Here is an 11,868-nt window from a genome sequence, read left to right as displayed (position 1 = left end):
GCCGCCCGCACGACCGTGCCCCGGAACCGGCCGCACAGGCTGTTCCGGGGCACGGTCCTGCCCGTGAGGAGGACTCAGTCGGTCCGCGGTGCCGACAGGGCGGGCTCGGGCCCGGCGGGAACCGCGGGCGCGTCCGGGGCCGCGGGCCGGTCCGCCGGACGGCGGCGCTCCACCGCCTTCTGCACGCGCTTGCCCAGACGCTGCATCGGCATCTCGACCAGGTGGTACATCAGGTGGCTGACGGCCACCACGACACCGAGGAAGATCGCCGTCCAGGCGATCCGGCCGAGCGTCGAGGACGGCTGCGGCGGGATGCCCAGCAGCGGTTCGACGGTGCGCAGCAGCGGGATGTGCAGCAGGTACACGGAGAAGCTGATGGCGCCGAGCCAGGTCAGCACCTTCGGGAAGCGGCGCCCGCGCAGCAGGAAACCGACGGCGAAGAGCGCCCAGGCCGCCAGGTAGGCCACCGACCAGGCCTTCCAGCCGGAGGACCAGGTCAGTTCGAGGATCTTGCCGTGGTTGTAGAGCCGGCCGGCCAGCGCACCCGCGACGACGACGAACCCGCAGGCGAGCAGGGCCGGGACCCGGCCGAGCTGCCCGTGCTGCGCCCGGTAGACGACCGTACCGGCGAACATCGTCGAGAAGATCATCCAGGTCTCGAAGGCGGGGGCCCTGCTGTTCAGCGTGACCAGGACCAGACCGATGCCGCCGAGCAGCAGGGCGCCCACCCCGGTCAGCGTGCGGTTGCCGCTGAGCACACCGGCGAGGCCCGCGAGCACGATCGGTGTGACGATCAGGAGGAGCGTGCGGGTCGAGCCGAGCTCCGCGTTCAGCAGCTGGGTGCCGACGGCCGTACCGGTCACCAGCGCCACACCGGCCAGACCGACCGCGATCGGAGCGCTGTGCCGGTGCAGGCCGCGGGTGAACAGGGCGGTGACGAGGAAGTAGAAGACCATCTCGTAGCAGAGCGTCCAGGTGACGTTCATGCCGTTGATCACGCCGAGCAGGTCCTGGAGCATCAGGCCGTTCGCCACCAGCGAGGCCAGGTCGTCACCGGTGCGCAGCAGCGCGATCGACCCGTCCCCGGCCGGCAGGATCATCATCGACAGGACGATGGCGGCGATCAGGGCCGGGTAGATCCGGAAGATCCGGCCGATCCAGAAGCCGCGGACGTCCCCCCGCCGCTCCAGAGAGGCGGGGATGATGTAGCCGCTGACGATGAAGAAGAGCATGACGCCGAACAGGCCCATGTCGAAGTTCCGCCAGACGGCGCCCCCGAAGGGCAGCATCCGCAGCACGTCGAAGTGGTGAAGTGCCACGATCAGGGCGGCGATGCCGCGCAGCGCGTCGAGCCAGCCGAGCCGGGCACCCGACGTCGCGGCCGGCGCCGCGGCCGGCCCGGCGGACCTCCGCCGGGTGAGTATGGGTATGAGCTTCACCGCAGGGACGATATCCGACGTCCGACACCCGGCAGCAACGATCCACCGGGGGTGAGGTCGGCCACACGACGCGACGCCCCGCCGACGGCACGTCAGGGCGGAGCCGTACCGCGGCGCAATCGGGGCCACCGCGGGCAGGGTGATCGGCCAGGCTGTCGGCGGATCACGAGGCGGTCTCCGCCCAGGCACGCCCGCCTTCTCGGAACGGTCGGCGCGTCGTCGCGGCTCAGAGCCCACCCGACGCCGCGCTCAGCGCCCGCTCGACATGACCGCCGAGAGCGCGCGGGCATCCTCGCCGACAGCCGCCCCGGCCGGCCACAGCACCGACCGGCCGTCCCCCCGACGTTGCGCACAGGGGGCGGCGGCGCCGGGACAGCCCTCAGGGGCAGCTGGCGGCGGCGCGCCGGCCGCTGAGGGACATCGGCCGCAATTCGGCCGCCCGGTGATCCGCGCACGACGACCGGGGCGCGCCCCGGCACTCGCAGTGGCCACGGTGCTGCTCGGCGCACTCGCCGCCGGATGCTCCGGAGCGTCCGGCGGTAGCGGCAGGGAAACCGCCCGCTCCGCAGACCCGGGAACGTCCGACTCGGTTGCTCACCCGGAGGAGCCGAAGGCGGCATGTGCGTTGTCGCCGCCCCAGCCGGTCGGGCTGCGCCAGATGACATTGACACGGAAGACGTCGCGAATCGTGTCCACGGACCAGTCTTCGGCGGGCGGTTCGGAAAGGACAAGGTAGAGAGCGTCGGCCGGCGCGGGCAGCGTGTGGTTGATCTCGAGCAGGCGGGTCGCACCCGATCGCAGGTCCGCATAGGTGGAACAGCCCGCGCCCAGGGCCTCGTAGAGAAAGAGACCATGCTGGGTGGCGCAGCTGACGTCGACGACTGAGGAGTCGGCCGGCTGGAGGTCCGCCCAGAGCAGTGCTGCCTTCAGCGCATGGCGAACCGCCTCGTGCTTCCTGCACGTACGGTCGGCCCCGGCAGCTGCTTCCAGCGCGCGGAGGAAGCCGTCCTTCGTGGTCGCAGCCGGTGTTGGGTCGGCGGTGTCCGCGGTAGTCATCTGCACTTCCTCTTTCTGGTCTGGTTGCGTCGGGGCGATGAGGATCGCGCCGTCGGAGTTCGGTTTCGTCGCCGTGCCGAAACGCTCCTGGAGCTCGCGCCGTGCTTCGGCGAGGGGCCCTGCCCAGCCGGAAGCGTTCAGCCCCTCCGCGAGCCGGCATGCGTCGAAAGTGCCGTCCTTGAGGGCACGGTTGGTTGTCGCGGCAAGGTCTCGAAGAGCCCCGAGGCGCTCTCTGTCCGGATCACCGAACAGATGGAGTACATCGACCCAGTCGGCCTGGTCCCGGCGAAGGATACGGTTTGCCATGCCCTGGAGTTCGGAGAGGCGGCTGCGGGCGTCGGGAACGTCGCCGTCGCTGCCGGTCAGCTCTCCCAGCACGTCCAGCGCCGCGAGGTAGCGCCCCGCCATCCGCTCCGAGACGGGCGACCGGCCACGCTGATCGGCGGTGAGCACCGTCTGGCTCGTGTCGTTCGCGAACACCCAGCAGTCCAGCTTGTCACCCCGGCGCGGGGGAACCGAGCCCTGGCGGACGGTGAGCACGAGCGGCCGGCCGATCACCGGAGACAGCGGCCTGACCTTGTACCGACCGCCGGAGACGTGGCCTACGACCTCGACCCGGACATCGCTGCCGATCCGGGGAAGGCGTTCCACCGCGCCCGCCGGCCGGACGTCCGGTGCCGCGGGTTCGACGTCGTCCGCGGAAGCGGTGAGCGCCTCCGGCAACGCGGCGGTGTGCAGGACCGTCAGGCTTTGGGTGCTGCGGGTGAGGGCCACGTACAGCTGGCGCAGCCCGGCCGGACCGCGGTCGGCGATCGTCGCGGGCTCTACGACCAGGACGTGGTCGTACTCCATTCCCTTGGCCTGCGCGGCGGCCAGTACGGACACGGCATCGCGATCGCGCTCGGCGATGTCGCCGCCCTCGTGGATTCGGTGGCTGATGGCGTCCAGCCAGTCGGAGTCGTCGGGGACGATGACGGCAACGGAGCGGGGGCTGTTGCCGTCACTGGTGCGCACCAGGCGTGCCACGTGGGCGACGGTGTCGTCGAGCAGCTTCCACGGTTCGGTCGCCACGGCCCGCACGGCGTCGGCGCCCGCCTCACGGACAGCCTGGGGGTAGGGCAGTGACGGGGCGACCACGCGGGCGAGAGGGGCGACGAACTCCATGATCTCGGCGGGGACGCGGTAGCTGGTGGTGAGCTGGGCCACGCTCCAGTCGCCGTGGTCGGAGAGGAGTGCGCCGAGCAGGTCCCAGCTCGTCGGGGTGTGGGCGCCCGTCGCCTGCGCGAGGTCGCCCAGGATGGTCATGGAGCCGCCCACGGCGCAGCGCCTCCGCAGGGAGCGGGCCTGCATGGGCGTGAGGTCCTGGGCCTCGTCGACGACGATGTGGCCGTATCGCGGCGGGGTCTCGCCGCTGATCAGCACGCGAAGCTCTTCGAGGCAGACGTGGTCGTCGAGGGTCCAGGGGTCGGCGTCGGCGCTGGCGGCGCGCGCCCGCAGCAGGGCCGTCTGCTCGTCCTCGTCGAGGATGCCGTCGGCGCATTCCCGCAGGAGGTCGGCCGAGTCGTAGAGGCTGCGCAGGGCCTCCCGGGGGCCGGGGGACGGCCAGACGCGTTCGACGAGGCGCTCGACCCGGCGGTTGCGTTCCAGGTCGCGGCGGATCGTGCCGGCCTGTCCGCGGCGCGGTGCGACATCGGCGAGCTCTTGGAGGAGCCGGTCGACGAACAGGCCGCGGAAGCGGTCCCGCCGCTCACGGAAGGGCCCGTCGCCGGCGTGAGCCTGGTCGAGGAGGGCGAGGACCTCGGACTTCGGCACGCGGAGGGTCGTACTGCCGGCGGTGACGACGACCCCGGGCTCGTCGCCCTCGTAGGAGGGGGCGACGGTGAGGGCGTCGAGGGCGTCGGGACGGTAGTCGTTCTCGACCCGGCGCCGCAGTACGGCCGCCATGCCTTCCCCCGACTTCGCCAGACGCGCCTTCGGGGAGTCCGCACCGAGGGTCTCGCCCTCCCACAGGCGGTCCAGCTGGACGGCGTTGACGTCCCGGGTGCCGAGGGTGGGGAGGACCTGGCCGACGTAGTCGAGGAACCGTTGGTGGGGGCCGATGACGAGGATGTCCTGGGCCTTGAAGTGCTCGTTGTTGACGAGCCAGGTCACCCGGTGCAGACCGACCGCCGACTTGCCGGTACCGGGGCCGCCCTGCACGACGAGGATGTCCGCGGGCGAGCCGGTGACCAGCGCCATCTGGTCGCGGCGGATGGTCTCGACGATGTCCCTCATCCGGCCGCCGCGCGACCGCCGGAGCTCCTGCAGCAGGAAGTCGTCCGGCTGGGGTGCCTTGCGCCGCTGCTGTCGTACGACATCGCCGGGCGTGGGGGCCGGCGTACGTTCCGGGGCGGGGGACGCGTCCGCCTCCTCCGCCGTGCTGTCGTCGGCGGCCCGACGGGGCACCGGTACGTCGGCGGACTCGGGTGCGCCGACGGGCTCGGGTACGGGTACGGGAGCGGGTGCCGGCGGGGAGATCTCGTCGAAGTAGCCCTCGACGATCCGCTGTACGCAGCGGAGCTGACGGCGCAGGACCACCTCGCCCGGGCTCTCGGGCCGGGTCTCGATCCAGGTCTGCGCCTGGGGGCTGGTCCACAGCAGGACAACCGGATCGTTGTCGCTGTCCTTCACCCCACGGCGCCCGATGTACCACGGCCGGGGCTCTCCGCCCGGGTCCTCCGGGGCGTCGACGCGGGAGAAGACCAGCGCCTCGTCGCCCAGTCCCCCGTATGCCTCGGCCCGCGCCTCCGCTTCGGCCCGGTTGGCGATCCCGTCCTTGCCGCTCGCCGAGGCGGTGGCCGCCGAGGTGCCGCTCAGTTCGGCCAGTTTCGTGGTGTAGCAGTCGTACGCGTGGTCCACCGCCCGCTGCTCGCCGGCGAGGATCTCGTCCCGAGTGGTGGTGCTCATGTGCGTCCTCCCTGCGGTGCCGGGGGACACCGCCGCGGGCATGTGCCCGTACCCCGTGAAACAACTATCAGAAACCGCACGGTGCCGAACGGTCAGTTACCGAGTTCCCGGACGAGACCGCCGACCTCGGCCCGCCAGACCCGCACCTGTTCGTACGTGGGTCCGAGCTCGTACAGGTGGTAGTGGCACCCCAGACTCACCCGCACGGCTTCGTCTCAAACGTGGCGGACCTGGCGCAGGGCCGGAAGCTCGCCCGCGGTCTTCTCCGTCCCGGCCGGTCCCCGTGCCCGCCCAACTGCGTGAGGACATCAAGGCGGCGTACGCCCATTCCGAAGCCCTGCTGGAAGAAGAGCGGTTCACTCAGGCCGCCGAGGTGCTCGGCGAGATCATCGAACCCGCGGCCCTCGCCCTCGGCTCCGAGAGCAAGGCCGTTCTGGCGCTGCGCCGCCGGCGAGCGGCCATCCGCCTCCTCGGCGGCGACTACCGGGCCGCGCTGCCCGAGTTCGAGGCCCTCTCCGACGCCTACGCCCGCATCGCCGGACCCACGGGCGAGCAGTCCCGCGCCTGCCGCGCCCAGGCGGCCCGGTGCCGCGCCGAACTGGGCCAGGTCACCGACGCGCTCGCCGCGCTCCAGGGCGTGCTGCACGTGGTGCGGGCCGTCGACAGTGACGTGAGCGAGGAAGCGGTGGAGCTGCGGCACAACATCGGAATGCTGCTGCTCGCCCAGGGCCGAGCCGCCGAAGCCCGGCAGGTCCTCGAACCGCTCCATCAGGACATGTGCATGGTGTTCGGCTCCGACGACGAGATGACCGTCGAGATCGCCTCGGCGCTGGCCCTGATCCACCTGGACCTCGACGGCGACGCTGTCGGGTAACGCGCTCGTACCCCTCGCGGGCTCAGCCGAAGTCACTGAAGCAGGCCAAGGTCCCGCACATCCGCACGATCCGCATCGCCCAGGGGATCCGCGGCGTCACCCGGGCTCCGGATAGTGGCGACATCTTCGTACTGCTACGCGTGATGCCGCACGACGAGGTCATCGTCTGGGTGATCGAACAGCCCTCCGGTATCGCTTTAACGCCGGTGAGGTACAGAACGCGCACACCTGCATCGAGGCCCTTCGGCTCCTCTGTGCCGGTCGCCAGGTCCAGCTCCGCGACGACCGCCTTCGAACCGCCCACCCGGGGTGAGCGTGACCCAGCCGTCCGGGATCCAGCCTTCGAGGTAGCCCTCCACGAACAGCTCGAATTCCGGGATACCGAGGTACGCCACTTCACCGACGGCCTGCCGCCAGGGAACCCACAGCATCGGCAGCTGGGAGTCACCTCCGACGGGCACCGTGTACAAACGCGCGTTGCGGCGCACGCCGTCCCCGCACGACGGAAGGTCCAGCCGGGCGACCGTTCCGCCGAAGCGGAGAGCCAGACCGACAGCGAGCCGGCAAGCAGCCGCTCCGTACGACTCCTCCGGACGTGACACCGGCTACTGGACCTCATGGATGCGCTCCACGGGGCGTTCATGGTGCCACCGTGCGAAGTACCAGTACACCGTCGGCCAGGGCGCGAAGCCCATCGGCAACCGCCGCCAGGCACAGCCGGTCCGCACCACATGGAAGATCGCCCGCGGCGGGCTGCCACGGGTTTGGCGATAGCGCTTGCCGCAGCTGTCGGCGGCAACACGGTGCCCGGGCTGATGGTGATGCCCGGCGGCGGGTTGAACGGCCGGAGTGTCATGAGCGTCGCGAGCGCCGGCATGAACGGTGACTGGGACGTCGGCGGCCTTGCGGCCTGGTCAGCCCCGGCGGCGCTCCATCGCACGGAACCTGTTCGTATGATCGATTATCTGTAGCCGTCAGCCGTTCGCTACTACGGTGGGGAGCGCGGCCGACGGGGCAGTTCACGACCAGCAATACGGGGGTGCTGACGATGTCGTTCGAAGAAGAGTGGGCTGCGGACAAGGCAGCCGTGATCATGAGATTGAACCAAGCCGGCAGTGCGGCGCCGACGCCGGGCTCGGCCGACTACGTGGTCGAAGACGACGACCTGGGCGAGATCGGCCATGCCGCCAATGGGCTCTTCAATGGTCTGGAGCCTGCGGGGAAGCACGCGAGCGCGGCGAGCGAGAGTGCCGGGAGCAGCCTGAAGGGTGACGGCTTCGATACGGGTGCCGCGCTTTCGGAGGTGCACAAGACTTGGGAGACGCAGGTGAAGACCCTTCTCCAGGCATGCGCGCATATCTCGAACCACCTCGACTATACGAAGAAGTCCAGCAAGGCCAATGACGAGTGGATCGGAGCGCAGCTGCGCATTATCGGTCCCGTCGCTCCTGGCCGCGAGGGTGCCGTGTCCGCTTCCCAGATCGACAAGTTCTTCCGGTAAGGAGCCGCAGTCATGCCCACGTTCGAGCAGCTCCTGAATGCCAACCTCGGTCCGATGGACACGGTGGTCACTCAGTGGACCGAGATGATCGCCAAACTGACGCAGCTCAAGACCGATGCGTCGGCCATGAAGACCAAGGCGGACAAGTCCACCTGGAAGGGCGAGAACGCCTCTGTGACGAAGGAGTTCGTCACGAAGACGGCCAAGGAGTTCGGTGATGCCGTCACCGAGGCGGAATCAGTGCGGGACCTTCTCCAGGACGCCCGCACTCTGTTCAAGACCGCCCACCAGGATCTCAAGGCTGCGTACGAAAACCCTCCGCCGGGGATCACCATCTACCCGAACGGCGTGCTCAGCCACCGTGTCCATCCCGACCGCCGGTCGAAGGACAGCACCGAACCGATAGCCACCGAGGCGCAGTTCGAGGCGTTGCGCGGCAAGCTCGAAGGCATCCTGAAGCGGGCCAACGAGGCCGACGAGCTGTGTGCCTGGGGCCTGCGCGCGCTGATCAAGAACCACCCCAACGACTTCGGCTCCACCGACCTGGGCGGCGTCGCCGACGCCAAGAAGATGCGCGCCGATGAGAAGCAGCAGGCCGAGAACGGCCGCGAGGCCGCGGGGCTCTACGCCCGCTGGGAGCACCTCGACGACAAGGAGCGCGACCGGCTGCTCCAGCTCGCCGAGGGCGGCAAGAACTCGCCCGCCTTCGCCGAGCAGCTGATGACCAACCTCAGCTACCGCGGCCGCGACCAGCAGGAAGCCGTGTTGCTGCTCGCCGGCAGCCTGGAGTCGGGCGGCCGCGACGGCCAGCTGTCCAGCACCGACGCCCGCCTCTACAAGGCCCTCTCCGGCTCCCTCGCCACCGCCACCGGACCCGACTCCTCGATCGGCTCACCCGGCGGCGTCACCTCGGCCTGGACCGACAAGCTCATCACCACGGCCCGCGACGGCAACGGCCTGCCCCGCCAGCACCCGGGGCAACTCGGGGGCGGCGCGGCCGGCCTCAAGGACCTTACGGACCTGATGGCCGCCGACGCCGGCGACAAGGCGTACGACCCGGACGACAAGAAGGCGTCCCCGTACGACAAGGACAAGGGCGACCCGGTCTTCAGCGAGGCGTTCCTGCACGAGGTCGGCGACACCATCCGCGAGTGGGAGACGGACAACGACGACGCCTACGACGGCGTCATGAAGAACTGGCAGGGCACGCAGGAGGACCCGATGAAGGGTCTGATGAACGCCATGAGCCGCAACCCGTCCGCCGCAACCCACTACTTCGACCCGAACACCACGGACAACCTCAAGTACTTCCTGGACGACCGAAAGTGGCCGGGCGGCGACGTCGAGTTCAAGATGCCCGAGGAGACGCAGCGCACATCGGCCCGCGCCGAGTTCGGGGCCGCCCTGGAGGCCGCGGCCACCGGCCGTGAGCCGGGCAGTCCGCTGCACGGCGTCCCCGCCCACCACGACGGCGTGCAGGCCGCGATCTTCGAGCGGATCGCCAAGGAGTACACCGGCGAGCAGACCTACGGGACCCAGAGCTCCGTGCCCCTGGCCATGCGCACGAGCATGGGCAACATGATTGGCGACTACGCCTCTGACGTGCACCAGATCCTTGGCAAGAACATGGACGGGCCGACCGGCTTCAACAACCTCACGATCGAGCGGGGCGACCTCACCCGTCTCATGCGCGGCGTCGCCGAGGACCCCAAGGCGTTCGGTGTCATGCACCACTCGCAGAGCGTGGTGATCGCCGAGGGACTGAACGGCTTCCCGCCGGACTCGTACCGCAAGGAGGATCCCGAGATGCGCGCCTGGGTCAAGCAGTCGGCGTCGGTTCTCGGCCACCTCGACGGCGTGCGCGGCGATGTCATCTACGACCTCGGCCAGGCGGAGAAGGACACCAACGCCTGGAACCAGAGGATGAACTACCACGCCATCGGCGCACCCCTGACGGCCATCCCCGTCGTCGGCGACGCGCTCCAGCGCACGGTCGACGCCGGCACGGCCGGGTACATGAACGAGCTCAACGCCAAGGTCGACGAGGAAACGCGTAAGAACATGGTCAACCACTTCGAGAATGGCGAGAACCAGATGAACGCCATGATGCGGAAGATGGCGACCGAGAAGGGCCTCACGAGGGAGGAGCTGGACGCGAGCCCGGGCGAGTACGAGGACGGTCTCCAGACGACTGCCGAGAACTGGTACCAGCAAGGCATCGAGGACGCCCAGAAGAAGATGGGACAGCCGTAGACATGGAGAGGAAGTGGCTGCCGCTGACCGTCGTGCTCGGCGCCGCCGGGGTGGCCGTCGTGACGGCGAGCTTCTGGCCTGAAGACGAGAACCCACCGCTGCCGCAGACACTGTGTCATGGGGCGCTCAGCCGGCAGACGGCGGAACTGATCGACGACGGGAAAGGTGGCGAGGTCAGCGCGGAGGAGTGGGAAAGCAAGGGCAAGAGCACCGATCACGCGGTGTTCAAGGGGTGCCAGGTGCTGCGCGCCAACGCGGACAGCGACTACCCCCGAGGGGTCTACACCCTGATCATCGAAGACAACCGGAACGACCCCCACTACCAGCCCAGGAACTCCGTCCCCCTCGGCCCCGGCTTCACCGGCTGGGCGCTTTTCGACAAGGCCGAGGCCAACCTGCCCGCCGGCTGTGCCGCCCGCATGGGCTCGACGGCGCCGAACATCACTGTGACGCTCATGGCGCCCTCGAAGAAGGGGGAAGAGGAGGAGAAGGACCTCGTCGACCCGGACGCCCCCGAGATCCGCAACAATGCGGCCGTGGTGCGGGAAGCCGCCACCAAGCTCGCCGAGAAACACGGCTGCGAGGCGTAGGACCGGCTCAGCGGGGCTGCCGGCGTCCACGAGCGCCCGCTGACGCCTGCACCATGACCGGCCTGACGGAAGAGTGCGAGCCCGTGCGGTGGCGGTGCCCGAGGGCCACGGGCCACGGGCCAGCCGAGCGGGTCGCACGCCGTGGCGAACTCGTGCCGCATCAGGCACCGTTCGCCCTGTTTCGTGACGCGCCGCTCGGTGCAGAAGGCGGACAGGGGAAAGCCGGCCATGAGGTGCGCGATGTCGGTGAAGTAGGCGAGGTCGCCGTTGGCGGTGAGCGCCCGGAGCCGGCCGATGGCGGCGGCTTGGTCCTGGTCCTCACCGCGGACGGCGTGGCGGAAGGCGAGGGCGAGCTCCACGAACCGGAGGAGGAGGGGGAGGCCGGCGGCCCCGGTGTCGGGCCGCAGGCTCTGGGCGCGGGCGGTGACGTCGTCAGTTCCGGCGCCCTTGATCGTGGGGGCGAGGGTGCGCAGCCGCAGATGACCAGGCGTCCCCTGTCGGCACGGTGATCACGACTACCGCGTCTCCGTGGGCATCACCACCACCCCCGCCGACGGGTCACTGCGCTCCACCGACACCGGTCAGCGCCTCAAGAGCGACACCGAGCGCGGCTCCCACCGGGCCGAATACCTCCAGCAGATCCCTCAGGCCAGCCTCACCCACCAACTCCTCTACCCCTACCGCGCCGACTCCGAGTCCGTACACAGCCAGTTCGACCTCAGCCTCTGGAACCGTCGCCTGATCGCCTACGGCACCGAGCGGCAGAAGATCTTCGTCCTCGGCTTCGCCCTCTCGCAGAACGCCACCAGCCACCGGATCCGCCTCGGGGCCCGCAGCAAGGCCCAACAGGAGCTCCTCGCCTCCTGACGCACACCCCGACCCGACGAGGGGCCGCACCCACTCCAGGGGGCTGCCGTCGCCCCATTTACGCCCCCACAGGGGGGCAAGCAGACAGAACGGACGCCGCAGCCGTCCCCCCGCACCCGACCTCCGCGCCCAGGCCCTCCGGTCTTCAGAACCCCCAGGTCACGACCATGCCCTCGCCCCGGACCCGTGCCTGCTGCAATCCATGCGACCACTCCCGGCCTGATCCGCTAGGCTGTCAGCGGTCAGACGGCTACCAGGCGTGTGCCCGGGAAAGTGTCCGCGAGGGCATCTCGACCCGGGTGTGTGCACGTCATCTGACCAGCATGTTTGTCGAGGCGGGCC

The 11,868-nt window shown here is 70.0% G+C and carries 8 protein-coding genes and 2 pseudogenes; 6 read left to right on the top strand and 4 right to left on the bottom strand.

Features of this window, described 5'->3' with window-relative positions; translation table 11 throughout:
* Nucleotides 1–74 precede the first annotated feature (74 nt).
* Together ACIPXC_RS13970 and ACIPXC_RS13965 are read right to left on the bottom strand one after the other, a co-directional pair.
* Nucleotides 75–1,439, bottom strand: coding sequence for an acyltransferase family protein (locus ACIPXC_RS13970; RefSeq protein ID WP_401616697.1), 1,365 nt, complete (start codon nt 1,437–1,439; stop codon nt 75–77).
* Between the two features lie 594 nt (nt 1,440–2,033).
* Entirely contained in the window at nt 2,034–5,441 is a 3,408-nt protein-coding gene (locus ACIPXC_RS13965) for a HelD family protein (RefSeq protein WP_401616694.1), read from the bottom strand.
* Nucleotides 5,442–5,715: 274 nt separating this feature from the next.
* On the opposite strand from ACIPXC_RS13965, the pseudogene ACIPXC_RS13960 reads away from it, so the two are divergent.
* A pseudogene (locus tag ACIPXC_RS13960) lies at nt 5,716–6,315 on the top strand (serine/threonine protein kinase); the annotation flags it as partial.
* Nucleotides 6,316–6,337: 22 nt separating this feature from the next.
* On the opposite strand, the gene ACIPXC_RS13955 reads toward ACIPXC_RS13960, so the two are convergent.
* Both ACIPXC_RS13955 and ACIPXC_RS13950 read right to left on the bottom strand, forming a co-directional pair.
* A complete protein-coding gene (locus tag ACIPXC_RS13955; RefSeq protein WP_401616794.1) occupies nt 6,338–6,619 on the bottom strand; it encodes a hypothetical protein in 282 nt (93 codons plus the stop codon).
* Between the two features lie 301 nt (nt 6,620–6,920).
* Nucleotides 6,921–7,067, bottom strand: a pseudogene (locus ACIPXC_RS13950) (transposase); the annotation flags it as partial.
* 296 nt (nt 7,068–7,363) lie between these two features.
* Here ACIPXC_RS13950 and ACIPXC_RS13945 point away from each other — a divergent pair.
* The 5 genes from ACIPXC_RS13945 to ACIPXC_RS13925 are packed head-to-tail and all read left to right on the top strand — an operon-like array spanning nt 7,364 to nt 11,526.
* Nucleotides 7,364–7,816, top strand: coding sequence for a hypothetical protein (locus ACIPXC_RS13945; protein WP_401616691.1), 453 nt, complete (start codon nt 7,364–7,366; stop codon nt 7,814–7,816).
* Between the two features lie 12 nt (nt 7,817–7,828).
* Nucleotides 7,829–10,069 (top strand): DUF6571 family protein, encoded by a 2,241-nt coding sequence (locus tag ACIPXC_RS13940; RefSeq protein WP_401616689.1) that lies wholly within the window; start codon nt 7,829–7,831, stop codon nt 10,067–10,069.
* Between the two features lie 2 nt (nt 10,070–10,071).
* A complete protein-coding gene (locus ACIPXC_RS13935; protein WP_401616686.1) occupies nt 10,072–10,659 on the top strand; it encodes a hypothetical protein in 588 nt (195 codons plus the stop codon).
* Between the two features lie 53 nt (nt 10,660–10,712).
* Entirely contained in the window at nt 10,713–11,168 is a 456-nt protein-coding gene (locus tag ACIPXC_RS13930) for a hypothetical protein (RefSeq protein WP_401616683.1), read from the top strand.
* A gap of 19 nt (nt 11,169–11,187) precedes the next feature.
* Nucleotides 11,188–11,526, top strand: coding sequence for a hypothetical protein (locus ACIPXC_RS13925; RefSeq protein WP_401616680.1), 339 nt, complete (start codon nt 11,188–11,190; stop codon nt 11,524–11,526).
* Nucleotides 11,527–11,868 lie beyond the last annotated feature (342 nt).

Source organism: Streptomyces sp. NPDC090021, assembly GCF_044748225.1.
Taxonomy (GTDB): Bacteria; Actinomycetota; Actinomycetes; order Streptomycetales; family Streptomycetaceae; genus Streptomyces.
Note: the sequence above shows the minus strand (reverse complement) of the source record. Positions and strands in the feature narration are given on the sequence as shown.

What these genes read in the sequence shown, in the direction of transcription:
- ACIPXC_RS13940 (WP_401616689.1), top strand. Translation starts at nt 7,829, where the DNA reads ATGCCCACGTTCGAGCAGCTCCTGAATGCCAACCTCGGTCCGATGGAC.
- ACIPXC_RS13945 (WP_401616691.1), top strand. Translation starts at nt 7,364, where the DNA reads ATGTCGTTCGAAGAAGAGTGGGCTGCGGACAAGGCAGCCGTGATCATG.
- ACIPXC_RS13965 (WP_401616694.1), bottom strand. Translation starts at nt 5,441, where the DNA reads ATGAGCACCACCACTCGGGACGAGATCCTCGCCGGCGAGCAGCGGGCG.
- ACIPXC_RS13930 (WP_401616683.1), top strand. Translation starts at nt 10,713, where the DNA reads ATGACCGGCCTGACGGAAGAGTGCGAGCCCGTGCGGTGGCGGTGCCCG.
- ACIPXC_RS13935 (WP_401616686.1), top strand. Translation starts at nt 10,072, where the DNA reads ATGGAGAGGAAGTGGCTGCCGCTGACCGTCGTGCTCGGCGCCGCCGGG.